We start from the raw sequence: 24,354 nt of genomic DNA on the forward strand, positions 1-24,354 counted from the left end.
GGCCACGCGGTCGCGTAGGCTCGCCCGGGTGCCGCCAAGGTGTGGGGCGGCGGCCGGGTCGCCGGGCGCGGCCGGGCCGGGCCGGGAGGCAGGGGTGGGAGGCAGGGGTGGGTGTTGTCGGATCGTGCGCGGGCCGAATCGGTCCTCAAGGACGCGGCTGCCACCTGTGAGGCGCACCTGCGGCGCTGGGTCGGACAGTTGGAGGGCGCGGTCGGGCAGGTGGCGGCCTACCAGTTCGGATGGACCCGCGACGGATCCCCTCACCGGCGGCACGGCGGCAAGAACGTTCGAGCGGCCCTGGCACTGGGCTGCGCCCGGGCGGTGGGAGGGGACCCGGAGCGGGCGGTGCCCGCCGCCGTGGTGGTGGAGATGGTGCACAACCTGTCGCTGCTGTACGACGACGTCCTGGACGGCGACGCGCTCCGTCGCCACCGGGCCTCCGCCTGGGAGGTGTTCGGGCCGGGCGCGGCGACCCGGTCGGCCGACGCACTGCTGATGCTGGCGTTCGAGGTGCTCGCAGGCCCCGACGGCGAAGCATTCGCCAGTGAAGCCGTCGCCGGTGAAGCGTCGACGGCCCTGCTGGACACGCTCATCCAGCTCGCGGTCGGTGAGAGCCTGGACGTGCTGTTCGAGGCCGCGCCCCGCGTCGAGCTGTCCGAGTGCCTGGAGATGGTGTCGGGCAAGACGGCGTCGCTGATCTCCTGCGCCTGTCGGCTGGGCGCCCTCTACGGCGGCGGCGGGCCGGCGCAGGTCGAGACCCTGGCCGCGTTCGGACACGACCTGGGCATGGCGTTCCAGCTGGTGGACGACCTGCTGGGGATCTGGGGCGACGAAGCGGTCACGGGCAAACCGGTCTTCGCGGACCTGCGGGCCCGCAAGCTCTCGGTGCCGGTGGTGGCCGCGATGGCCTCGAACACTGCGGCGGGCGACGAACTGGCCCGCCGCTACGCGCTGTCGGCCGGCCCTGGCCGGGCCGGGGAGGCGGAGCTGGCCCGGCTGGTGGAGGAGGCCGGCGGCCGGCGCTGGACGGTGGAGCGCGCCGCCGAGCACGCGGACGGGGCCCGACGCCGTCTGCGGAGCCTCGCCGACGGCCCCGGCGCGGTGGCCGGTGCCGTCGCCGACCTCGACGCGCTCTGCGAACTGATCATCAACCGGTCGCACTGAACCGGTCGCCCCCGGCGCGGGAGGACCAGGGCGCCGGGGTGTCGAGGATGTGCGCACGACCTTGCCGGTAGAGCGCGGCGTCCACCTCCTTCAGGCGGCGCAGTTCCTGCGGCTCGTACAGGGCATGGACCACGGCCGGCTCGGCCCCGTGCCCGGCGGCCTCCAGCAGCGCGTTCGCCGCCGCCCGGCCGCTCTGGTTCGCGCCCTCCATGGTGGCCAGGTTCACCGGGCAGCGGACGAAGTCCCCGGCCATGAACAGGTTCACCGCGGCCGTCCGCGCCCGCGGGCGCAGCGTCCACGAGCCGGTGGTGTTGATCAGCAGGGCCTCGTCGTTGGTGGCGGGACCGGGGCCGTCGAGGTTCTTGACGGCCGGGTCCAGGTGCCAGGAGTGGAGCAGGCCGTCGTGGAGGGTCCGGCGGCGGCCGTCGTTGAGGGCGTCGGCGAGCTGGGCCCAGACCTCGGCGACGACCTCGGCCCGGGTGCAGTCGCGGGCCGGCTTGCCGTAGAGGATTCCGGGGGTGTCCCAGGAGGAGATGTCGACCGACAGGCAGTCGGCCACCGTCCCGTCGCCGTAGGTGGCGCGGAAGTCGGTGTCCCAGAACTGCGCCTGGCTGATGGAGGTCAGGGCCCACGGGGAGTCCTGGTAGATGACGTGGCCGCGGGTGATCGGGGTGGGCTCGGTGAGGTAGAACTGCAGGCCGACCATCCAGTCGGTGCGCAGGTCCGCCGTCTTCTTCAGCTCCGGGTCCGCCTCGGCCAGGCCGCGCTCCAGCAGCGTCCCGATCCGGTCGACCGGGAGCGCGCACACGTACCAGTCGGCGGCCGCTTCCCGCCGCCGGCCGCCCGGGCCGCGCAGGACGGCGCCGGCGACAGCGCGGCCCCGCACCGTCAGGCGCTCCACCTGCCAACCGAGTTCGAGCCGCACCCCCAGCCGCTCCAGGTGCCGCACCCAGGGGTCGATCCAGGCGGTGCTGGTCGGGGCGTTCAGGACCCGGTCGGCGGCCTGGGCCTCGCCCCGGCCGAGGAAGCCGTAACCGAAGGCCTCCAGGAACCCCCCGACGGTGTGCGCGCTGCACACCTCCGCCCTGGCCGCCACGACCGTACGGGTCGCCCCGACGACGCACACCTTCCGGTACTCCTCGGAGGCGCCGTCGGCGGCGGTGAAGTCCCACCACGACATCTGCTCCCACTGCCCAAGCCGCCGCTGCGCGCTGCTGGTCATGTAGACGAGCAGCCGGTTGGCGAAGTACAGCAGTTCCTCGTTCAGCTCTCCCCCGGCACCCAGCTTCATGCCCCGGGCCCGCAGGATCTGCAGGGGCGTCCTCGGACCGGCGGCCAGGGACACGTCGGAGACCGTCTCCCCGATCCTCCCCGACCGGGCGGACAGCATCTGCGGTGCCTCCCGCAGGTTGCCTTCCACCCCCGAGGGCGATCCCGGGAGGGGGATCCGCCGCATCGTGTCCGGCAGGCTCCGGTAGAAGCCGGGGAAGAACCGGAACCCGTGCTCGCTGGGCAGGTCGAGCCGCCCGCCGGTACCCGTCCCCGGAACCGAGGCACTACGGGCCTTCCCCCCCCACCCGGAGGGCTCCACCACGGTCACCTCGAAGCCGCGCTCCGCCAGCTCCATGGCCGCCGTCAGCCCGGCCACCCCACCGCCCAACACCGTGACCGTCCGGCCCGAACGCCCCGACACCGCACACCCCCTCCCCGGCCCACGGCCGCTCACCCGTCCCACCTGTCCCACCCGATCCGTACGGGAACGATAGAGCAGGTCGTGGCCGTCACCCCGGCGAAGCCCTTCCCCGCGACCCCCGGCACCCCGCGGCCGCGTTGTCGGCCCGAGCCGCCGGGCCGGCATCGACCTCGACATGTGGATCGACACGCAGGGCCGCACCCGCTACGCCGAGAAGCGATGGGCCACAGACGGAACACCGGTCGCCTTCACGATGGCTTTCAGCGACTACGGTCCGCCCGAGACCGTCGATCCCCCGACCACGACCGGCATCGCAGCTTGACTCTGCCGGGTAACTCGGGGTGGCCACGCACTCGTTTTCGCCCTGTCGGACGTCGACGAGTGGCGGGACGCGGGCCGTCACCGGCACGTCCAGTTCGCGTGGTATCGGGCCGACTGGAGTGGGTGTGTCGGCGAGGCGGTCGAGCAGCCGGTCAAAGGGCTGCCTGGCCGCCCTCGACGGCTGCCTGCTCGTCGTCGTCCAACGGGATGGACACGATCATCTTCTGCAAGTTGCCTTCGGCTTGCAGGAGTTGAGATCGCGTGGATTCCTTTGGACTGTCCACGGGTCTCGAACCCGGACCTGCCGGCGAACGGAGGCCTGGCAGCCGCGGGTCCCCGCCTGTAGCGCCACCCCATGACCGACGAGACCACGGCCAGGGCAGGCAGAGAGTTCTACACGTTCGACGGCCGGATCCTGGAGGTCTTCGGCAGCTCTCCGAAGCGGTTCCACATCCGGAACACGAACCTGCGGGTCGCGGGCCCCGACCGGAAGGGGAGGCGGACCGTCGAGATCGTCGCCGGCCCGCCCGAAGCCCCGGCGACGCAGCACACATGGCACCACTCGGCCGAGGAATGGCAGCAGGCACAGGGCCTGGAAGCCCTACTGGAACAGGTACGGGCGGGTATCGCGGCAGTCCGGGAGCACGGAGCCTGAGGGTTTTCCGCAACCGTGGTCGAGGACGGCCGCCGCGGCCCTGTCAGGAGTTCCGGTTCCTCCAGAAGGTCCTGTGCCACCGGACCTTGACCGATGGATGTGCCCGTCAGCCAACGGCTGACGCCGACGGGGCGAGCGCTGACGAATCGGTCCGTGACGGGTAGCCCCCAGGACCGGTCCCGCCCCGCTGGACTCGTTCACCACCGCCGTCCTCGCCCGGGGAACGGAGGCCGTCGCCCGGGGGACGCCGGACGCGCCGTCACCGAGTAGGCCCTCGGGGCGCTGCAACGGTATCCCCACCGCGCCGCCCCGGTCAGCGTCCGGCCGGGGCTGCCTGCGCGATGGGCCAGCGGGGGCCGCCCGGGCCGCCCTGCCATGCCCACTGCTCCTCAGGGGTGACGGTGATCCCGTAGTCGTAGCGGCCCGGCCGGCCGTGTTCCTCCCACCGGGTCCAGGCGGCGACCACCTCGTCCCCGAGGCGGCGCGGTCCGCCCTGAAGAAGCAGCGGCGCCTCGCCGTCACCGCGCGCGGTCACCGTCGCCCACGACCGGGTGCCGTCGTGGATCCAGGCGTTGAGGCCGTCGTCGTCCCGGGCGGTGAGCACCACAGCGTCCGGCACGGCCACCCGCAGGGCGAACCGCAGGTCCCAGTCGTCCAGCAGTTGCGAGTCACGGTCCAGCGCCTGGCGGGTCTCGGGCTCGGTACCGCCGCGCACCTGCGCGAAGGCGGCGCTGCCGGTGCTCGGCTGTGCCGGGCCGTGCCGGTCGCCCATGAACTGGGCCAGGCCCTGGACCCATCCTGTGGCGGACCGTCCGTCGTCGGCCACGGTCAGGGCGACGTGGCCCAGCCGCCCCCAGGGATAGACGATCCGTCCGCCCGGCCGTACCGCCGCCACCCAGGACCAGGGGACGGTCTCCACGGCGTAAGTGGCGTGGAGCCGGTCGACCGGGACGCCGCCGGGCGGGCCGCTGCGGGTGCCGTTGCCCAGGGTGACCTCGGCGTCGAGTCCGGCGGCCGCGAGGCGGGCGCGCGCGGATTCGGCCAGGTACCCGTCCACCTCGGTGGTCACGACCAGGCCGGGCCCGGCCCGCCAGGCGGCCAGCGCCGCCGTCCAGCCCTGGCCGGTACCGACGTCCCACACCCGGTGCCCCGGCTCCACCCTGAGGCTGTCCAGCATGTCCGCCACCACCGAGGGCGCGGACAGCGACGAGGACGGCCGGCCGCCGTCGAGCTGGGTGACGGCCGCGGAGTAGACGCCGGAGTACAACTCGGCCGCCCAGCCGTCCGGATCCGCCGAGCGGTCGAGCGGCACGTAGGCCCGGTTGTCCCACCGCCACAGCCGGTCCGGCGCGAACGCGTCGCGCGGCAGCGCGGTGAAGGCGCCACGCAGCCACGGCGAAGCGGCCGGCCACGCCCCGCACCGCTCCATCTCCGCGTCCAGGCGCGCCCGGCGCCCGGCCAAGTCCTCGTCAGCCACGGTTCTACTTGCGGTGCTTGCCGTCGGACGGCGGAGCCGGAGGGACCTCGCCGTCGGCGTTGTTGGGAGGCGGCGTGCCCTTCTGAGGATCCGGCGGCGGCTTCTCGTGCTCACCCATTTTGCTGCCCCTTCGGTCGTGTGCCGGACACGGTCGGCCGCCCATCCTCGCGCACCTCCACGCCACGCGGTAGACGGCGTGCAGGAGCACCCACGGGGCGCGCACGAGAGCGTCCGCCGCGCCCACGGGTCTTGGGTTCCAGCGGTCGACGCTCAGTCCTCCGAATCGGCGCTGCTCCGGTCGGCGTCCCGACGGAGGTCGGGCATCCCGAGGTGGACGGTAGACGGTTGCGCTGCACGCTCGCACATGGCCTCCAGCTTCTGCGCGGCGGCGGCCAGGGTGTCTCGATGGCGGCGACCTCGCCGAACCATCCCTGCTCCTTTGCCCCCTGGAGGCGGTCGACGAGGTTGGCGTGGATCTCCTGAAGGCGTGGCATCTGGGCTGGGTCCACCAGAAGTAGGGGCATCCGATACAGGCGTTTTGGGCCTCACTGCTTTCCACCACGGCTCCAGCGCGGGGCAGTTGGGCCCGACCTTCCATCTCGGCCGGGCCGGCCTGCTCGTCCGCGCAGACGTTGGCGATCCAGTGCCGCAGCTTGTCGCCTTCGCGGTTGGTCGTGATGATCACGAAGGTGCGGACGCGACCGGCGGCGGCCGTGAGCCCGGGTGAACGGGCGAGCAGTGCTTTCAGCTGCTGCTGGTCATCCTCGCGCAGGTGGCCGGGGTGGCCCATGATCCAGCGGGTGGCTTCGCGGGGCGAGGGAGGCCGTGCCGTCGGGGGTGTGGTCGCCCCGGACCGGCGGCCGGGATGCGGTGGAAGGACGTAGTCGCGCAGGGTGCGGCGGCGTGCGCCGCGTTCGCCGAGCTCACCGAGCTCACCGTGGAGTCGGGAGAGGTCCGTGCAGCCCTCGACTGCGCGGGCGACCTCTGCCTCACTGGACTCGCCTCCTGATCAACGCCACTCAACGACGCACTGTAGAGCAGCACTTGGCCGGAACCCGGTGAAGGAGAACGAGCGGGCAGGCCGGAACGGGCCTGGCCGGTTCCGGCCTGCCCAAGGTCCTTTCGAGGCTCCTGACCGGTGGTGAGACTGGTGACCGCCGCCAGGGAGCACCTGCCCGGGGCAGCACACCGGACCAGGTGTCACCGACCGCTGCTCCTGCAGGGCAGCCGTCACCTCCCGGTGTGCGCTCAGCGCCACGCACGGCCCGATCCCACCCCTTCCTCCCTGCTGGAGCTGTCATGCCTGCTGGAGCTGTCATGCCTTCGAACGCCTCCAAGCTGCTGCGCGTCACGCTCGCCGCCGCCATCGCCGCCTCCGGTGCCGTGGTCGTCACGGCCGTCACCGCCGGGAGTTCGTACGCGGCGACGACCTCCTCGGTCGGCGGCCAGATCACCCGATCGGAGATCCTCGCCCGTGCCCAGTACTGGTACGGCAAGTCCATCGGCTACGACCAGGGCGGCTCGTACCCGGACTCCTCCGGCCGCTCCTACCGCACGGATTGCTCGGGCTATGTCTCGATGGCCTGGCACCTCGGCACCAGCGCCAACACGCAGGGCCTCGCGGACAGCTTCACCTACCAGATCAGCCGCAGCGATCTGATGCCGGGCGACATCCTGAACTCGTACTACGACCACGTCATCCTCTTCGAGAAGTGGGACGACGCCGCCCGCACCACCTTCTCGTACTACTCCTTCGGCAGCACACCGGTGAAGCACCGGACCGGGGTCTCGATCAACGCCGCGTCCCTCGACTCGCACCCGAACGGCGACTACAAGGCACTGCGCTACAAGAACGTCGTCAACGACCCGGCGCCGGGTTCGGCGTGGGTGCCGGCGGTTGGTGACGGTAGTTCGGTGAGTGGTGTCGACGGCACGGCCTACACCTTCACCCGCAGCGTCGACGGTCATCTTCAGGGGACTGCCAGGTATCCGACCGACAAGTGGGCGACCGTCGACCTCACCAATGTCGTGGGCACTCCGATTTCGGCGGGTGGCGCGCCGAGTGCGTTCGCGATGAAGAACGGTGTCACCGGCGTGGCCAGTGCCAACGCCGCCAACGGCCACCTGCAGATCACGTATCGCGACGCCGCCGACAAGTGGGCCACCAGCGACCTCACCAACCAGGTCGGTACGCCGGTCACCGGGGGTGCGGTCCGTGCCACGACGGATCCCGATGGCACTCTCGCGATCTATTCCCGTGGTTCGAACGATGGCGGGCATCTGAGTCTCACCGCTCTCCAGCCGAACGGGAGTTGGGCCACCGTCGACCTCACCAACGTCGTCGGCACCCCGATATCGGCGGGTGGGGCGCCCGCGACCTTCACCCAGAAGAACGGGACCGTCGGTGTGGCCAGCGCGAATGCCGCCAACGGCCACCTGCAGATCACCTACAAGGACGCCGCCGGCCAGTGGGCGACCACCGACCTCGCCAACCAGGCCGGCACACCGGCCACCGACGGCGCGCTCAGTGCCACGACCGACTCCGACGGCACCCTCATGATCTACTCCCGCAGTGTCGACGGTCATCTCCAGGGGACCGCCAGGTATGCGAACGGCCAGTGGGCAACGGTCGACCTCACGAACGTCGTCGGTACCCCGGTCTCGGCGGGTGGCGCGCCCAGTGCTTTCACCATGAAGAACGGTGTCACCGGCGTGGTCAGTGCCAACGCCGCCAACGGCCACCTGCAGATCACCTACAAGGACACCGCCAACCACTGGGCCACCACCGACCTCACCAACAAAGTCGGCACCCCGGTAACCGACGGCGCCCTCAGCGCCACCACCGACCCCGACGGCACCCTCGCCATCTACTCCCGCGGCTCGACCGACGGCGGACACCTCAGCCTCACCGCCCTCCAACCCAACGGCCAATGGGCCACCGTCGACCTCACCAACATCGTCGGCACCCCCGCCAGCTGACCCACCACCCGAACCGAGATCGCAACGGCCCGGCCCTCCTCATGAGGGCCGGGCCGTCCGGCGTGGACGGGCGGAACCCCGCCCGCAGAGCAAGGCATCGGCGGCGGAATCGAGCCAGAAGTTCCGGCTGCCCCCCAGCGAGAGGGCATTGTGCTGAGGCCGTTGCCGTTGGTACGGCTTCCCGGACCCGCTCGGGGGTTCGAGCCCGGGAAGCCTCCCTCCACGGTGCCGGTAGCGGCCGCCGACAGCGCGCGGGGCTACGCCATGACGTCGACGGCCGGTGGGGTGGTCTGTTCCGGCGGCGAGGGCTCGGCTGCGCCGGTGGGTCCGCGCAGCAGGGAGGGAGGGAGGGAAGGAAGGAGCGGGAGGCGGGCACCGCCCCGAAGTGGCCGGCGGGTCGCAGGTAGCGCCGACCGGACTCCCGTCCGCGTTATCGCCGCAGGGAAAAACACCCCAGCCGGTATTTTCGAAGACCCTCGCAGGTACGACGATTCGGCACGGCAGGTCGAAGGGCTCGGGCGGGTGGGCGATTTCTGACCGTCCGGGTCCCGCCCGAGCCGTTCGGGGTCAACGGCCGGCGGTCTCCGGCTCCAACACGAAGACAGGGACCACCCGGTCCGTCTTCGTCTGGTATTCGGCGTAGTCCGGCCAGACCTCGACCGCGCGGGACCACCACAGCTCCCGCTCCGCGCCCTCGACCTCGCGGGCCGTCATGTCCTGGCGCACGCCGCCGTCCTGGAGCTCGACCCGCGGATGCGCGACCAGGTTGTGGTACCAGGTCGGATTCTTGGGCGCGCCGACGCGACGGACGAGGTCGCGCCGCTCCAGCACCTGGACCTGGACCTGGACCTGTCGCGTGACGTGCGGGCCGACCACCGTGATCCAGCACTCTCCGTATCCACCCTGCGCGGCAGCAGCCGGGCGGCAGGATTCCTCGCGGCTTTCGACCGGCTGCCCGCGCGGCCATCGAGGCTGGTCAGGGGGCTTCTCGGGTGGTGGGGCAGCCCAGCGGCGAGTTCTGCCCGCCCGTGCTCTGGTCCTTCTCAAGGATCGCGCCCTTGACCAGTTGCCCACGGATCGACTCGTCGGCGTGCAGGACGGCGTCGGCATCGAGTCCTCGGTGGCGCAGTGACAGAGGTCAAGTAACAGAGGTCAACTGACCCGATGGGGCCGGTCGGATCGAAGCTGTGCCGGTCCGGCCGGCCTCATTGCTGTGCAGAACGTGTCCGGCCCCGACGGAGACGTCGGGGCCGGACACGTTCTGGGCAGGTCGGGTGGATCGGCTCCCAGGAGCACCCCACGCCGTGCCGCCCGCTAGCCGGCGTGGAGGGCGAGGGTCGGGGAGAGTCGGGAGGCCCGGACGGCCGGGTAGAGGCCTGCGACCGTACCGATGAGCAAGGTGGCGGCGAAGCCCCCGGTGACGGCCCACAAGGGGATCACCCAGGGCAGGCCGCCCGAGGCGGCGAAGGCGTAGGTGGCGGCCGCGCCCAGGGCCACGCCGGCCAGCCCACCCAGTCCGGAGAGCAGGAGGGACTCCGTCACGAACTGGAGACGGATCTGGCCCCTGGTGGCGCCCAGGGAGCGGCGCAGTCCGATCTCGTGGCGCCTCTCCAGCACTGAGATGATCATCGTGTTGGCGACCCCGACGCCGCCGACCAGGAGTGCCACCCCGCCCAGTCCGAGCAGGAGGTCGGTGAACGCCCCCTCGGTGGCGGCCTTGGCCTGGAGTGCCGAGGAGGGGTCGGTGACCTGCACGTTGTGCGGGTTCTGCGGGTCGACGGTGCGTGGGATCAGCGCGCGGACGGCGCCGACCGTCTGGTCCGTCGACCGTTCGTAGATCTGGGTCGGGTGGCCGTCGAAGCCCAGCAGCGCGCCGGCGCCGTCCCAGCCGACCAGGGCGGCCCGTTCGATCTCGGGAGCCAGCGGCAGCGGGTCGAGGATGCCGATGACGGTGAAGTACTGGCCGCCGATGTGGACCTGCTGGCCCGGGGCGGCGATGCCCAGGCGCCGGGCCGCGACGTGTCCGAGAACCGTCGACGGGTAGCGCCCGTTGGCCTCGTTGAGCCAGGTGCCCGAGCCGACCGCGCCGCGCACGACGTCCAGCAGTCCTTCGGTGGCGGCCTTCACGGTGATGCCGCCGGTTTCGTCGTTGGGGATCTTCTCACTGCGTCTGACGGACTGCGCCAGGTCCCCGGTCGCGCCGACCTGCTCGACCCCGGGGACGCGGCTCAGCATGCCGATCGACTCCTCGGGCAGCTTCACCTTCTCGCCGAACAGCCCCTGCCCAGGGGATGCCACCAGCAGGTTGGTTCCCAACTGATCGAGCTGCCTGAGGAGTTGGGCCTTACTGGAGGAGGAGATGCCGACCACCGCGATCATGGTGGCGATGCCGATGGCGATGCCCAGCGCGGACAGCACCACCCGCAGCGGCCGGGTGCGCAGGCCGGCCGAGCCGACGTGGAGGACGTCGCGGGGGCCGAGCCGGGCCGGGGAGAGCCGTGTGCGACTCATCGCTCCCCACCCCGATCGGCCGGGTCTGCGGCGCCGGTGCGCAGATCCGCCACGACGCGGCCGTCGCGGATGCGGACCCGGCGTGGCAGGCTGTCGGCGATCTCGCCGTCGTGGGTGATCACCGCGATGGTGGCACCCTCGGCGTTGAGGTCGTAGAGCAGCTCCATCACCGCTTCGCTCGAGGCGGAGTCCAGCGCGCCGGTCGGCTCGTCGGCCAGCAGCAGGTCCGGTTCGCCGACCACCGCCCGGGCGATGGCCACCCGCTGCCGCTGGCCGCCCGACAGCTCGTGCGGACGGTGGTGCATCCGGTCCGCGAGCCCGACCCGCTCCAGGGCCAGGGCCGCGCGCCTGCGGCGCTGGGCGCGCGGCAGGCCCGAGTAGAGCAGGCCCTCGGCGACGTTGTCCCGGGCGCTGACCCCGGCCACCAGGTGGAAGGACTGGAAGACGAAGCCGATGTGCCGGGCGCGCAGGGCGGACAGCCTGCGGTCGGAGAGGGCGGCGACGTCGTGGCCCGCCAGGGTGACGGATCCGGCGCTGGGCCGGTCCAGGGTGCCGACGATGTGCAGCAGGGTGGACTTGCCCGACCCCGAAGGGCCGACGATGGCGAGCAGTTCGCCGCGTCCGATGCGCAGGTCCACTCCGTGCAGCGCCGTGACCGCGCCCGGATACTCCTTGGTGACCTGGTTCAACTCGACCACCGCGCTCATGACTTGGGCACCCCGACCTTCATCCCCTCGGTCAGGTCGGTCCCGCTGACCTCGACCCGGCCCTGTCCGAACATGCCGAGCTGGACCGGGACTTCGCGCACCTTCCCGTTCTCCACGACCTGGACGCCGAAGCCCCCGCCGGACAGCGCGAGCAGTGCGTTGACCGGTACGGTCAGCACGTCCTTGTGGACCTCGCCTTCGAGCTCGACGGTGACGGGCGCCTGGTCGAAGCCCTCCGCCTGCCCCGGGTCGTCGAATACCACCCGGGCGGTGATCTTGGCGGGCTTGTCCGGGGAGCCCTGCTCCTTGCCGTCCTCACCGATGGTGCGGTCCACGGAGGCGACCTTGCCCTTGGCCCTGGCGCCGCCGGGCAGGTCGACCTCGACCCGGGTGCTGGGCTTGGCGAGGTCGGCCCGGGAGACCTCGATCTTGATCTGCACCTGCCGTTCGGCGCCGGTGGCGGTGAGGACCGGCTTGCCGGGAGCTGCCTGGTCGCCGACGGCCGCGTCGTTCTTCTTGATCCGCACCGGAGCGGGTGAGAAGACGATCTGCTCGGGGCCGATCTCGCCGGTCTGGGCCAGGCCGTGGGCCTTCTGCCAGCGCTTGACCGCTTCCGCCGTACCGGCGGTGAACTTCTCGTCCGCGGCCAGCCCCTTGCCGTAGCCCAGGTCGCGGAGGTTCTCCTTCAGCTGTCTGACGTCCGGCCCCTCGTCGCCGGCCTTCAGCGTCCGGTACATCGGGCGCTCGCCGACCATGAGCCGGACCTTCCGGCCGTCGACCTCATAGAGAACCCCGTCGCGTTTCACCACCGCGCCGGCCTCCGGGAGCCAGGTGAGGGTGCCCGGCACACCGGCGTTGATCCGGCGCTCCTCGGCGTAACCGAGGACCCCGTCCACCCTGGTCCGACTGCTCAGGTCCTGCCGCTCCACCGAGCCCGTGCTCGGCGGCAGCCCGTCCGTGCGGTCCACGCCGGCGTTGCCGCCGCCTCCGGTCTGCGAGAGGGCCGTGACCCCGCCCGCCAGCGTGACCGAGGTGGCCAGCACGGCGATCAGGTACGTCCGGCGGCTGCGCCCGCGCTCACTGCGCATTCTGACCACTGCACGCCTTGTTCGCCTGGTCGAACCTGTCCTTCTCGGCGCCCTCCGGGATCTTCATCGCCGATCCCGACATCGCCGAGTCGCCGTCGAACTTCGGGTCCGGCATGTCCACACCGTTACCGCGCATGCACCGGGCGAATTCGAGGGCCTTGTCCTTGTCGGCCTGGGACATCTTCGCGCCACCCGCGCCACCGACTCCCCCGCAGGCCTTGAGGGCTTCCGCCATCTTGTCCTGGCCGCCCTCCAGGACCATGGCCCGCGGGTCCTGGCCCGGCTCGGGCTCCTTCACCTGGGCGCCGTGTTCGCGCAGACACTTACGGTGCTCGTAGGCCTGGTCCGCCGCCGCGCCCGTGCCCGACGAGTCCGAGCCGCCGCCCCCGCCGGAGCCCGTGGCGCCTCCGCCGCAGGCCGTGGCGAACAGCGCGATCCCCGCCACCAGCGCGGCCGCCGCGCCGTACCTGTGGTTCCGCATGTGGTTCCGCATGGAATTCCTCCGTGTCCGATGACGAGTGGCCGATGACCAGTGGCCGATGACGAGTGGCCGATGACGAGTGGCCGACCGCTCCGGCCACGCAGAGGCTGGCACGCACCCGCATTTCGCCGCTGTCAGCCGAGACCTTTACGGCGACGAAAGGTGGGTCTCAGGTACACCTGGTGTCATGCGTGTACTGATCGTGGAGGACGAGGAATTCCTGGCGGACATGATCGCCGAGGGATTGCGGCGCGACGCCCTGGCCGTCGACGTCGTGTACAACGGCGCCGACGCGCTGGAGCGGCTGAGGCTCACCGACTACGCCGTGCTCGTACTCGACCGCGACCTGCCCGGGGCGCACGGCGACGAGGTGTGCCAGAGCGTCGTCGAGCAGCGGCTGCTGACCCGGGTGCTGATGCTCACCGCCTCCGGTACCGTCCGCGACCGCGTCGACGGCCTGGACCTGGGCGCGGACGACTACCTCACCAAGCCGTTCGCCTACGAGGAGCTGCTGGCCCGGGTCCTGGCGCTCGGCCGCCGCACCCACCCCGCCCTTCCGCCGGTCATCGAACGTGCGGGCATCACCCTCGACACCGCTCGCCGCCAGGCCTTCCGGGAGGGCCGCTACCTCGCCCTGTCCCGCAAGGAGTTCGGCGTACTGGAGGTGCTGATGCAGGCCGAGGGCGCCGTGGTCTGCGGTGATGACCTGATCGAGCAGGTGTGGGAGCGGAACATGGGATACCGCACCAACGCGGTTCGGGTCGTCCTCAGCAAACTCCGCGCCAAGCTCGGCGAGCCCTCGGTCATCGACACCGTGCCCGGCCACGGCTACCGCATCGGCGTCCCGGCATGAGGCGCTTCGCCTCGGTCGGCCTGAACCGGCCTCCGCTGCCCGGCCGACCACGCCCGCGGCTGCCGGGCGGGGAACGGGGCCGGCTGACCATGCTCTACGGCGGGCTGCTCGTCCTCGCCGGGGCCATGCTCATCTTCCTGGTCAACTTCCTGGTCCGGGAGGGCCTGTACACCTCGATCAGCACGGCCGTCGCCGTCGAACCGCGACTGGCCACACTGGCGACCCCGGACCCCGCCGCGGCGAAATCCCTCACGATGGGAACCGCTTCACCCGCGAACGCTCCACCCGGAACCGCCCCCGCCGACGGCGGACAGTCCCACTTCCAGGCCGTCAAGGTCGTCACCCAGGCCGCCGAGCAGGCAGCCCAGAACCAGCTGCTGACCGTCTCCCTGATCGCTCTGGCCGCCTTCGCCGTCATCTCGGTGGCGCTCGCCTGGTGGATGTCGGGGCGGGTGCTGCGCCCGGTGGCGGTGATCACCAACACGGCGCGGCGGCTCTCGGGTGAGAACCTGCACGAGCGGATCGCCCTCGACGCACCCCCGGGCGAGCTCAAACAGCTCGCCGACACCTTCGACGCCATGCTCGACCGCATGGAACAACTGGTGGGTGCGCAGCAGCGGTTCGCGGCCAACGCCGCGCACGAACTGCGGACTCCGCTCGCGGTGCAGCGGGCCGCGGCCGAAATCGGGCTGGCCACCGAGGATCCGGCCGCCGTCGCCCGGGTCCGCCGCAAACTGATCGAGGTCTCCGAGAGCAGCGAACGGCTCATCGAGGGCCTGCTGTTGCTGTCCGTCTCCGACCAGAGGCTGGACCGGCGCGAACCGGTCGCACTGGACGAGCTGGCCCGCGCGGTGGCCGCCGAGTGCGACGCCTCGCAGGAAGCCCGGGAGAACCGCGTCACCGTCCGGACCGACACCGCCCCCGTGTCCGTCGAGGGTGATCCGGTGCTGCTGGCACACCTGGTGCGCAACCTGGTCGGCAACGCCCTGCGCTACAACCACGACGGCGGCCGGGTCGAGGTCGGCGTGCACGACGGTGTCCTGGAGGTCGCCAACACCGGTCCCCAGGTGCCGCCGGAGACCGTCCCCTATCTCTTCGAGCCCTTCCGCCGCCTCCGGGAGCGTCGGCACAGCCCGGGTGAGGGCGCGGGCCTGGGCCTGTCCATCGTCGCCTCCATCGCGCGCGCCCATCACGCCGTCGTCACCGCCGTCCCCGCCGGCACGGGCGGACTGCGGGTCCGGGTCGAGTTCCCCACGACCTGATCCGCCGGCCCGGGGGCCCGGGCGCGGAGCAGCAGATCCGCAGGGCGGGGGCACTGCTCGGGGAAACTGAAGGTGTAGCCGTTGGACGTGGGGTTCCTCACGCGTTGGCGGGGGTGGCGACTGTTCGGCGGAGTCGCCACGGCGACGGAACCACCGTCCGTCGCGCGGTTTCCGGGCCTGTGAGCTGCGTATGAGCGTTTCGCAACAACCTCACCGATCCCTGCTCCACGGCCTCCTGCGCAGGTCGGAGGGCCGGATACTGGTGGATATGTCACGGGTACTGCTGATCGAGGACGACGCGTCGGTGCGCGAGGCGCTGGCCCTGGGCCTGCGCCGCCAGGGCCACGAGGTGCGGATGGCCGCCACCGGCGAGGACGGCCTGGAGCAGGTGTTCCGGGAGCCTCCGGAGATCGTGGTGCTGGATCTGATGCTGCCCGGGATCGACGGCTTCGAGGTGTGCCGGCGGCTGCGCACGCACGGGAGTGTCCCGGTGATCATGCTGACCGCGCGAGGGGACGACATCGACACCGTCCTCGGCCTGGAGTACGGGGCCGACGACTACGTGGTCAAGCCCGCGCAGTCCAGGGTCCTCGACGCCCGGATCAAGGCCGTCCTGCGCCGCACCACCAACGTGTCCCCCGCGCCCGGGGTGGCCGAGGCGGTGCGGGAGGTGCACGGCGACCTGGTGCTGGACCGGGCCGCGCTGACCGTCGCCAAACGCGGCACCCCGCTGCCCCTGGCACCCGGCGAGCTGCGCCTGCTGCTGGAGCTGTCCGCCGCGCCGGGCCGGGTCTTCAGCCGGGAGCAGCTGCTGGACTCCGTCTGGGGCCTGGGCCGCCAGGAGGACATCCGCCTGGTCGACGCCGGGGTGAACCGGCTGCGCGCGAAGCTGGAGGACGACCCCTCCGTGCCCCGCTACCTCCAGACCGTGCGCGGTTTCGGCTACCGATTCGGCCCCCTGTGACCACCCCGCCGCACACACCGGAGCACCCCTCGGCCGAAACCCGGACGCGCGGAGCCGCGAACGGCACCGCCCGTGCCGACGACCGGCCGGACCGCCCCGACGCCTCCCGCTTCCTCCGGTGGCGCCGGGCCGTCCTGGGGCTGCGTCCGCGGATGCTCGCCGCGTTCGTCGCCACCGCCGCCGTCAGCGCCCTGGCCACCTCCGCACTCACCTACCAGGCCGCCACCGGCTCCACCCTCGACCTGACCCAGGACACCGCCCTGGACGAGCTGCGCCGCCGCGTCGACGTCCTGGCCCCCGCCCTGCCCTTCCCCCCGACCCAGGCCGAACTCGACCGCCTGTCCCTCCGGCTCTCGGGCACCGGCGGCTTCCGCGACTGGCACGTCCTGGCCCGCTACGGCGCCGCCCACTCCGAGTGGACCGCCGCCGTCACCATCCCGGCCGCCCTCCAGGACACCGTCGGCTCGGGCCACGGCGCCTTCCAGCGATTCACCGCCGACGGGCACTCCTGGCTCGCGGTCGGCGTCCCCGTCACCCACACCACCCACACCACCGCCGGCCCCGCCACCCCGGCCGCAAGAGCCGGCGACCTGTCCGGGCTGACCGTCTACGCCCTCCTGCCCCTGGACCGCGAACAGGAGGCCACCAGCACCCTGCTGGCCGCCGCCACCGGCGCCGGCGTGTTCGCCGCCGTACTGGCCGCCGGACTCGCCCTGCTCGCCACCCGCCAGGTCCTGCGCCCCGTCCGCGCCCTGGGCGACGCCGCCCAGGCCCTCGCCCAGGGACGGCTCGACACCCGCCTCGCCGTCTCCGGTCACGACGAACTCGCCCAGCTGTCCAAGACGTTCAACCACACCGCCCGCACCCTCCAGGGCACCATCGAGGAGCTTCGGGCGGTCGAGAGCCAGGGCCGCCGGTTCGCCGCCGACGTCTCCCACGAACTGCGCACCCCGCTGGCCGCCATGGCCGCCGTCACCGACATCCTCGACGAGGACGCCGAACACCTGCCCGCCGACACCGCGACCGCCCTGCGCATGATCAGCAACGAGACCGGCCGCCTCACCCGCCTGGTCAACGACCTCATCGAGATCTCCCGCATGGACGCCGGCGCCGCCCCGCTGCGCACCGAGGACGTGGACGCCGCGGAAGCCGTACGCGCCACCCTCGACCTGCGCGGCTGGAGCGACCGGATCGAGCTGGACCTGCCCGCCGCCCTGCCCGTCCGCCTCGACGCACGCCGCTTCGACGTCATCGTCGCCAATCTGGCCGGCAACGCCCTGCGCCACGGCCGCCCGCCCGTACGCCTCACCCTCACCACCCGTGACCCGCGGCCGGGATCCGACCTGGTGCTGACCGTCACCGACCGCGGCCCGGGCATCCCGCCCGCCGAACTCCCGCACCTGTTCGACCGCTTCTACAAGGCCGACAGGGCCCGCACCCGCTCCGAGGGCAGCGGGCTCGGCCTGGCCATCGCCCAGGAGAACGCCCGCCTGCACGGCGGCTTCATCGAGGCCGCCAACGCCCCCGGCAGCGGCGCGGTGTTCACCCTCGTCCTGCCCCGCGGACCCCTGACGAAGGACGCCCCATGACCATCCGCCTCCGCTCGACCGCCGCAGCGGCGCTGCTCCTCACGGCCTGCGGCTGCGCGATCCCCGACACGGCGGGCGCGGTGAAGTCGGGCAAGCCCGCCACCGGGATCGAGTCCGGCACCCGGCTGTACTTCCTCAGCCCCCAGGGAATCCGCCTGACGATCAGGCCGGGCACCGAACGCGAAGGCCTCCAGCAGACCCTGGACGCCCTCATGGCAGGCCCCACCCAGACGGAGCAGCACACCGGTCTCGGCACCGCCCTGCCCGCCTCCGGCAAGGTCACCGCCGCCGGCGAGGACGGCACCGTCACCCTGCGCCTGTCCTGGCCGACCTCCGCGCTGAGCCCCTACGCCATCCAGCAGCTGGTCTGCACCGCCGAGGACGCCCCCGCGACCACCGCGACCGCCCCCCGGATCGCCGTGGTCAGCAGCGACGCCCCCGGACCGGTCTTCGCGCAGTGCGACCTCCACCACACCGGCTGAAGCCGACGGAACCCGACCTGGAAGGTCGCACGAGGCCTCGCCACACACCTCGGTGAGGACGCCCGCCCGGGCTCAGCGAGCCGGATCACCGGCACCGGCTGCCTACCTGTCTGCCTGCCTGCCCGCCCGCGACGGTCTGGGACAGGTCCCGAAGCCCGGCCCGAACGCACGCAGGCACAGCGCGGATCCGGCCACCGCGCCTCAGGGAAGGGACAGTTGGGTGACGTCCACGACGGCACCCGGCGCCGTCGGCGCGATCAGCGGCAGCACCAGCCACAGTGCGGCGAGCGCGCCCAGGGTGCTCACGGCCGCCAGGACCCCGGGGCGGCCGCGGGCCCAGCGGGCCCGGTAGCGGACGGGGTCCTCCAGCAGTGCCTTCAACCCGGCCGCGACCGCCACCGCCAGCCCGCCCAGCCACAACATCCGGGCCCAGCCCTCCAGGCGGGGACCAGCGTGGTCCAGGAGCAGGATCAGCGGCCAGTGCCACAGGTACAGGCCGTACGAGAGCCCGCCCAGTACCGTCAGCGGGCGCCAGCTCAGCACCCTGCCCAGCGGGGACGCCGGGACGTGCGCGAGCAGGGCGATCAGCGCGGCCGCCGCCGCCGAGTGCAACAGCAACCCGCCGCGGAACAGGACGAGCTGCCCCGTCCCCGAGGCCAGCGCCCACCCGGCGGCCAGCAGGCCCGCCGGGATCAGCGCCAGCCGGCCCGCGGCGGGCCCCGGCAACCGCGCCACCCGCAGCCGCACCGCCGGAGTGGCCGCGAGCGCGCCGAGCAGCAGGGCGAACACCCGGGTGTCGGTGCCCTCGTAGACCCGGGTGGTGTCCATCGGGTCGACGAGCAGCGCCATCAGCGCCGCGGACACCAGCGCACCGACCAGCGCCACGCCGGCCACCGCGACGGCACCCGCGGTCCGGCGCAGCCGCAACAGAAGCAGCACCAGCGGTGGCCACAGCAGGTAGAACTGCTCCTCCACCGCGATGCTCCACAGGTGGGTGAACACCCGGGTCGGGTTCGCCTGGAAGTAACCGACCTGCGCGTCGATGAAATGCCAGTTCGCGAGGTTGGCCACCACCCAGGGGGCGTCCTGGTGCGCGAAGCGGGCCATGGCCGCCGTGCCCAGCACGGAGGCCAGCACCATCGCCGAGCCCAGGGCCAGGGCGAGGGCGGGCATCAGCCGCCTGGCCCGGCGGCCCCAGAAGGCCGCCAGGTCGATCCGGCCGCCGTTCTCCCCGGCCTCCCGCAGCAACAGCCCCGTGATGAGGAAGCCGGAGAGCACGAAGAACAGGTCGACCCCCAGGAACCCGCCGGGGAAGTCCCCGAGGTGGAACAGGAGGACCCCGAGGACGGCCAGCCCGCGCAGGCCGTCCAGGGCCGGGACGTGGGAGCGGCGGGAGCCGGAGCGCGCGGCGGTCCCCGGGCCCGGCCGGCGGCGGGACACGCGCGCGTTCCCCCGCCGGGCCGTCGGCGAGGCGGTCTTCATCTCGGACACCGGCTCAGGCGCAGTTCAGCTGGGCGAACACATCCGACTTGGTCCAGTCGCCGTTGGCCCAGCTCTTGGGATCGGCGGGCGAGAACCCGGCCAGCTTGCCCACCTCGGTGGTGAACCACTGCGCGAACTTCGCCGTGCCCTGCTGGCAGGAGTGCGTCCTGTCGTTCGAACGCTGCGCCTGCGGGGCCTTGAAGTCGGTGCCCCACAAGGCGGAGGCGTCGAGGAAGAAGGCATCGCCGGGGTGCGCGGCGACGGCCGCCTTCGCCGCCCCCGGAGCGGACTCGATGTCGGCCCTGTGCGGGGCGTAGAAGTCATCGCCCGTGTCGAACGGCGGAGTGGTGACGATCACCAGACGGGCACCCGCGGCCTTGACCGTGTCGATCAGCTTCTCGTACGCCTGCTGCTGCGCCTGCGGGCCGCCCCAGTCGTAGGTGGTGATCTGGTAGGCCACCAGCTCGGGGCGGACCGACGTGAGCCGGGAGGCGACGTCGCCGCTGGACATCGCCACCGGTCCGACCGCTGCGCCGCCGCCGTCGGCGGCGACGGAGGTGAGCTCGATGCCGGTGGACTTGAGCGCGGCGGCCAGCGGCAGCGCCTCCCCGACGGCGATGGAGTCCCCCATCCACAGGATCCTTGAGGGCTTCTTCAACCCTCCGGCGCCGGGCACCGACGACGGCCGCTCCGCGCCGGCCCCGGCCTTCGCCGGCCCCGGGCCACCCCCGTCCTCGGCCGGGGAGCTTCCGCAGGAGGTCAGGGCGAGGGCGCCGGCGAGGACGGCAGCGCAGAGGATGCCACCCCGGCGCAGGCCGCGGCCAACGGCGTGGGTGTCGTGGTCATGGGACGTTCGGTGTTCGTAGGTCATGCGGAAGAAGCTAGGAGACCTCTTTTCGCGCCGTTTGACCGTTGTGTCACCGCGGTTCGACGGCCTCATGAGCATCCCGTAACCGACGTCCCCGAGGGGCGGGTCCAACGCGTCCACACGGCGTGGCCGGTGCCGATGACGAACACCTCCCGGCAGCCGTCACGGAAGTGGTACGTCGCCGTGCCGCCACGGCAGGCGCCGGCACAGGTGCGCTGCTGCCGATCGTGTGTTTCGAACGGCCCGGAGACGGCACGAGGGCCTGTTCCCGCGCAGATGCGCGGGAACAGGCCCTCGTGGGTCACTCCGGTTGCCCCTGTCCGGCCCCCGGGGTGAGGGGAAGCCGAGTGGTCGGCTTAGTACCAGTGGTTGGCCTGCCAGAAGTTCCAGGCCGCGTTCGGGCTGCCGTAGCGGGTGTTCATGTAGTCCAGCGACCACTTGATCTGGGTGGACGGGTTGGTCTTCCAGTCCGCGCCGGCCGAGGCCATCTTGGAGGCCGGCAGCGCCTGGCCCAGACCGTACGAGCCCGAGCTCGGGTTGGTCGCCGTGACGTTCCAGCCCGACTCGTGGGAGATGATCTGGCTGAACGAGGCCAGCTGGTCCGCCGGCACGATCTGCGCGGCGATGGCCTGCGGGGAGGCGTCCGCGGCCGAGGCGACGGCGGGGACCACGGCGGCACCCAGGGCGGTCACACCGGCGGCACCGGCAAGAATCACGGCAGTGGTACGCATACGGAACTTGAAAGCGGGCATATAGAGCAAGACCTCAATCAGTTGGGCCGGCGTCACTCCCCGCCTCGACCGTGGCCGGACAGGGGCCGAACGGTCGCGGGGTGTGACTCGGCGGTAAGCCGTTCACCGGTGGGACAGGAGCCGGTGTGGCTGGCGATGAATGCCAAGTTGCCAGACCGGATCGGCGCTCGCCAAGACCCCTCCGCTACGATCCGCCGTCGTAGCGAAGCGACCGGCACTGGTTCGAGGGGCGGGCCGCCCGGAGCGCGCCGACCCCGCTCCGCCTGCACAAACACCCCCCAATAACCCACCAAACAGTTGCAAAATAGTGCAAAACGGACACCACTATCCGTCGTCGTACACCGCATTCACATGTGAGCGCACTCACGGCCCCAACCCCGGCGCCATCACCGACCGGCCCGCCGCCACCACGCCGAGTCACCGCCGATCGGCCGCCATTGAGACCGCCACCACACCCGGCCGACGCGGGAACGGCACCACAGGGCGTCGCCACAGCTGACGGCCCCCTGGCCGGCAGGGCGGCGGTCGGGCAGGGCGCGAAGCCGTCACGGGATCCCGGCCGGGCCACCGAGACGCCCGTCCGTCCCGCCGGCATACCCCGCTCCGAAGACGCCCCGGCGTCGTTCGTGGCCGGGTGCGAGTCGCCAGGCATCTCGACGCGGCCCATGCGGCCCATGCGACCCATGCGGCCGGCGGAGCCCCGAGGGCTTCAGGCGTACAGCGCGATCCTGGGCTGGACCGTGCCCGGGCCGGCCTTGACGACGGTGAGCCGGTACCGCTGGGTGAGGGTGTGATGGCTGTGGAGGACCAGTTTCGCCCGGGTGAGGTCCGTGTACAGCGTTCCGGTCTGGCTGGCCAGCCGCACGGTCCTCCAGTGGCCGCCGGTCAGGACCTCGAGCTTGATGTCCGTCGGGGCGAGGAAGGGCCCGTCGTCCGGTGACTCGACGAGGATCTGCGGGGCGACGGTCCGGTCCGCCGACGAGTCGTTGCGGTAGGTGACAGTCATCGGGTGCGCCGCGTGGTCGGATGGCAGCGGCCGGTCCGGCAGGCCGACGAACGAGACCGGCGCGACAGCGGCCACCACCTGCGGGGCGAGGACCCCCGTGGCGAGCGCCGGCGACGGCATCGTGAACGGCGCGGCCAACACGGCGGCGAGGGCGGTCGGGGCCAGAGCCCGGCGGAGGACCTTCCAGGTGGGCATGGCGTCTCCTTCGGTCATCGACGGCGCTCCCGGGAAGTTCACCGGCGGCCGGGCGATCACCCGCCCACCGAGCGCTCCACGGCTGGACGGACTGCCGCCGCCGGGCAGCCCGGACCGTACCCATCCACCCTGCACACCAATGGCCCAACGCGCATCCGCACCGGACCGGCGGCCCCGCCCAGGGCCCTCCAGGAGCGAGCACTGCAAGCAGGCCAGGTCACACCTTCGGGCCCCTCACCGGACGGCAAGAAGCACCGGCCACCGCGCTGGTGGCCGATGCTTCGCCCCGTCGGACCCCGGGTTGCTCCACCAGTGCTCGCGGTGGTCGCAGCGCAGGTCGTACCCCGGCGGGAAGGGCGTCACTGCGGGTGCAGGTGACGTGCCCCGGTCACCGGTGACGACGGCACCGCCCGTGGCCCTGTTGAACACGGCCACGGGCCACTGACGGCTGACCCCGTACCACGGCAGATCGCCCTGTCCACGAGTACGGGCGCTCATCCGCAGGTTCACCTATCCTCACAACAAGGGGTAGCGCCGAGGTAAGCCCAGAAGCCGCCAGTACTTGATCTTGGTGGGTGTGGTGCTCGGTCCGTTCAACGCAGGCTGGCAACCGGGAGCGCGTTGACACGGTTCTCGTACTCGCGGCGGGCCTTGCGCTGGGCCGGGACCGCCGTGGTGCCGTCGAGGGACTGGCAGCGGTCGAGGAGTTGGCGGTGGACCGCGGGCACGGCAGTGACGCAAAGGGTGTAGCCCTGGCCGCACCGTACGGTCACGCCCTGGTCGAGCGTGACGCGCTCGACGGGCTCCAACTCGGCGGCGCGGAGGAAGTCGGCGACCTTGCCCGGCATGTCGAGGACGATCGGCAGTTCCGGGGCCGGGGCGCCTGGGTCGGCGGGTGTGTACTCGGGCAGGAGGTCCACGACGGCAGTGCGGATGGCGCCGCGGCTGACATCATGCTCGCGGGCGAGGGCCGCGATGGACCGGCGTTCCAGGTACGCGGTGCGTACGGCGTCGGTCTTCGCGGCCGGGACGGCGGGGCGGCGCCCGCCCTTGTTGCCCTTCGCCTCGGCGGCCCGCAGCCCGTCGTGGGTCAGTTCGCGCTGAAGGTCGCGCTGGAGTTCGCCGGCGGCGGCGAGGGTCTGCACCATGAATTTCACGGTGGACAGCAGCTCGCCGGTACGCGGGTGGCGGGCGGTGAGGTCCATCGCGGAGAACGCGCCATCGTGGATGCGCAGGGCGAGGCGGTCGCGGTGCAGGACGTCGAGCACGTCGAGGATGTGCCCGGTGCCGCGCACCAGGCGGAACATCTCGGAGATGTGCACAGCGTCGCCTGGCCGCGCGTACGCGAGCAGCTCGCCGAACTTCGGCCGCTCCAGCGGATGAAGGCGGCTGGAGGTCCCGGCCTGTTCCTCGAAGACAACCGGGGCCTCGATCCCGGCCTCGTCCAGCACCAGGTTCTGGCGGTCGGTCGACTGCTGGTCGGTCGACACCCGCTTGTAGACCAGGTTGGCCATGCTGCTCCCCATTGTGGTGGTCGCATTCGACCCTAGCTGTCAGCAAACCCTGTCATCATCCGTCATCGGATCTGATTGGATCTGCGCCGCCGCCGGGCCCCGGAAAGCCCGGGTTCATTGGACGTCCGCCGCGCCTGTCGCCATTCGATCCTTTGACGACACGGAGGACGGACAGGACGTCCCGGCCGGAGCCCATCACTCTTCGCGCACCTGGTAGTTACTGACATTTGCTCTTTGGGGTGATGGATCTGCCGTTTTACTGACGGACGGTCACCTGTCGGCGTAGACCGTCTCGCATGCGATATGCGGAT

The 24,354-nt window shown here is 72.2% G+C and carries 22 protein-coding genes; 10 read left to right on the forward strand and 12 right to left on the reverse strand.

The annotated features are described in order from the left end of the window. Positions 1-114 precede the first annotated feature (114 nt). Complete coding sequence (locus tag AC07AL_RS32395) at positions 115-1,164, forward strand: polyprenyl synthetase family protein (protein WP_478319166.1); 1,050 nt, start codon at positions 115-117, stop codon at positions 1,162-1,164. Here AC07AL_RS32395 and AC07AL_RS32400 read toward each other — a convergent pair. Further along, positions 1,148-2,857 carry a hydroxysqualene dehydroxylase gene (locus AC07AL_RS32400; RefSeq protein ID WP_478319168.1) on the reverse strand — a complete coding sequence of 570 codons (1,710 nt, stop codon included), beginning with the start codon at positions 2,855-2,857 and terminating at the stop codon, positions 1,148-1,150. The genes AC07AL_RS32395 and AC07AL_RS32400 overlap by 17 nt on opposite strands. A 175-nt stretch (positions 2,858-3,032) precedes the next feature. Here AC07AL_RS32400 and AC07AL_RS32405 point away from each other — a divergent pair, with 175 nt between their 5' ends. Both AC07AL_RS32405 and AC07AL_RS32410 read left to right on the forward strand, forming a co-directional pair. After that, positions 3,033-3,179: a hypothetical protein gene (locus AC07AL_RS32405; protein ID WP_363587251.1), complete on the forward strand. Its 147-nt coding sequence runs from the start codon at positions 3,033-3,035 to the stop codon at positions 3,177-3,179. A gap of 354 nt (positions 3,180-3,533) precedes the next feature. Beyond that, positions 3,534-3,833, forward strand: coding sequence for a hypothetical protein (locus tag AC07AL_RS32410; RefSeq protein WP_363587250.1), 300 nt, complete (start codon positions 3,534-3,536; stop codon positions 3,831-3,833). Positions 3,834-4,146: 313 nt separating this feature from the next. Here AC07AL_RS32410 and AC07AL_RS32415 read toward each other — a convergent pair whose 3' ends face one another. Further along, positions 4,147-5,310: a methyltransferase domain-containing protein gene (locus AC07AL_RS32415; RefSeq protein ID WP_478319170.1), complete on the reverse strand. Its 1,164-nt coding sequence runs from the start codon at positions 5,308-5,310 to the stop codon at positions 4,147-4,149. Positions 5,311-6,175: 865 nt separating this feature from the next. Between AC07AL_RS32415 and AC07AL_RS32420 the strand changes: the two genes are divergently transcribed. Further along, entirely contained in the window at positions 6,176-6,319 is a 144-nt protein-coding gene (locus tag AC07AL_RS32420) for a hypothetical protein (protein ID WP_400987696.1), read from the forward strand. Positions 6,320-6,627: 308 nt separating this feature from the next. Continuing rightward, positions 6,628-8,289, forward strand: a complete 1,662-nt coding sequence (locus tag AC07AL_RS32425; protein WP_363632599.1) for a hypothetical protein — start codon at positions 6,628-6,630, stop codon at positions 8,287-8,289. A gap of 567 nt (positions 8,290-8,856) precedes the next feature. Here the strand turns inward: AC07AL_RS32425 and AC07AL_RS32430 are convergent. The 5 genes from AC07AL_RS32430 to AC07AL_RS32450 all read right to left on the reverse strand — a co-directional run bounded on the left by AC07AL_RS32430 (position 8,857) and on the right by AC07AL_RS32450 (position 13,076). Beyond that, entirely contained in the window at positions 8,857-9,399 is a 543-nt protein-coding gene (locus AC07AL_RS32430; protein WP_363632601.1) for a nitroreductase/quinone reductase family protein, read from the reverse strand. Positions 9,400-9,603: 204 nt separating this feature from the next. Further along, positions 9,604-10,800 (reverse strand): ABC transporter permease, encoded by a 1,197-nt coding sequence (locus tag AC07AL_RS32435; protein WP_363632602.1) that lies wholly within the window; start codon positions 10,798-10,800, stop codon positions 9,604-9,606. Further along, entirely contained in the window at positions 10,797-11,507 is a 711-nt protein-coding gene (locus AC07AL_RS32440) for an ABC transporter ATP-binding protein (protein ID WP_363632604.1), read from the reverse strand. The genes AC07AL_RS32435 and AC07AL_RS32440 overlap by 4 nt, the downstream gene beginning before the upstream one ends. Then, on the reverse strand, positions 11,504-12,595 hold the full coding sequence (locus AC07AL_RS32445; RefSeq protein ID WP_363632605.1) for an efflux RND transporter periplasmic adaptor subunit: 1,092 nt from the start codon (positions 12,593-12,595) through the stop codon (positions 11,504-11,506). Before AC07AL_RS32445 ends, AC07AL_RS32440 begins: the two co-directional genes overlap by 4 nt. Then, a complete protein-coding gene (locus AC07AL_RS32450; RefSeq protein WP_400844834.1) occupies positions 12,585-13,076 on the reverse strand; it encodes a hypothetical protein in 492 nt (163 codons plus the stop codon). Before AC07AL_RS32450 ends, AC07AL_RS32445 begins: the two co-directional genes overlap by 11 nt. Positions 13,077-13,263: 187 nt before the next feature. Here AC07AL_RS32450 and AC07AL_RS32455 point away from each other — a divergent pair, with 187 nt between their 5' ends. The 5 genes from AC07AL_RS32455 (at position 13,264) to AC07AL_RS32475 (ending at position 18,226) form a co-directional block, all read left to right on the forward strand. After that, positions 13,264-13,929 (forward strand): response regulator transcription factor, encoded by a 666-nt coding sequence (locus AC07AL_RS32455; RefSeq protein WP_363587242.1) that lies wholly within the window; start codon positions 13,264-13,266, stop codon positions 13,927-13,929. Positions 13,930-14,018: 89 nt separating this feature from the next. Next, positions 14,019-15,191: a sensor histidine kinase gene (locus AC07AL_RS32460; RefSeq protein ID WP_363587256.1), complete on the forward strand. Its 1,173-nt coding sequence runs from the start codon at positions 14,019-14,021 to the stop codon at positions 15,189-15,191. A 268-nt stretch (positions 15,192-15,459) separates the two neighbouring features. Then, a complete protein-coding gene (locus AC07AL_RS32465) occupies positions 15,460-16,155 on the forward strand; it encodes a response regulator transcription factor (protein ID WP_363587241.1) in 696 nt (231 codons plus the stop codon). Further along, positions 16,152-17,744 carry a sensor histidine kinase gene (locus AC07AL_RS32470; RefSeq protein ID WP_363587240.1) on the forward strand — a complete coding sequence of 531 codons (1,593 nt, stop codon included), beginning with the start codon at positions 16,152-16,154 and terminating at the stop codon, positions 17,742-17,744. The genes AC07AL_RS32465 and AC07AL_RS32470 overlap by 4 nt, the downstream gene beginning before the upstream one ends. Beyond that, entirely contained in the window at positions 17,741-18,226 is a 486-nt protein-coding gene (locus AC07AL_RS32475; protein WP_363587239.1) for a GerMN domain-containing protein, read from the forward strand. Before AC07AL_RS32470 ends, AC07AL_RS32475 begins: the two co-directional genes overlap by 4 nt. Before the next feature lie 201 nt (positions 18,227-18,427). On the opposite strand, the gene AC07AL_RS32480 is transcribed toward AC07AL_RS32475, so the two are convergent. The 5 genes from AC07AL_RS32480 to AC07AL_RS32500 form a co-directional block, all read right to left on the reverse strand. Beyond that, on the reverse strand, positions 18,428-19,666 hold the full coding sequence (locus tag AC07AL_RS32480; protein ID WP_363587238.1) for an acyltransferase family protein: 1,239 nt from the start codon (positions 19,664-19,666) through the stop codon (positions 18,428-18,430). Positions 19,667-19,721: 55 nt separating this feature from the next. Then, positions 19,722-20,579, reverse strand: coding sequence for an SGNH/GDSL hydrolase family protein (locus AC07AL_RS32485; protein WP_363587237.1), 858 nt, complete (start codon positions 20,577-20,579; stop codon positions 19,722-19,724). A gap of 353 nt (positions 20,580-20,932) precedes the next feature. Continuing rightward, positions 20,933-21,307 (reverse strand): aggregation-promoting factor C-terminal-like domain-containing protein, encoded by a 375-nt coding sequence (locus tag AC07AL_RS32490; RefSeq protein ID WP_363587236.1) that lies wholly within the window; start codon positions 21,305-21,307, stop codon positions 20,933-20,935. Between the two features lie 730 nt (positions 21,308-22,037). Further along, a complete protein-coding gene (locus AC07AL_RS32495) occupies positions 22,038-22,529 on the reverse strand; it encodes a signal peptide protein (RefSeq protein ID WP_363587235.1) in 492 nt (163 codons plus the stop codon). Positions 22,530-23,122: 593 nt separating this feature from the next. After that, positions 23,123-24,043 carry a recombinase family protein gene (locus AC07AL_RS32500; protein ID WP_363587234.1) on the reverse strand — a complete coding sequence of 307 codons (921 nt, stop codon included), beginning with the start codon at positions 24,041-24,043 and terminating at the stop codon, positions 23,123-23,125. Positions 24,044-24,354: the final 311 nt, after the last annotated feature.

Source organism: Kitasatospora sp. NPDC043949 (genome assembly GCF_056435365.1).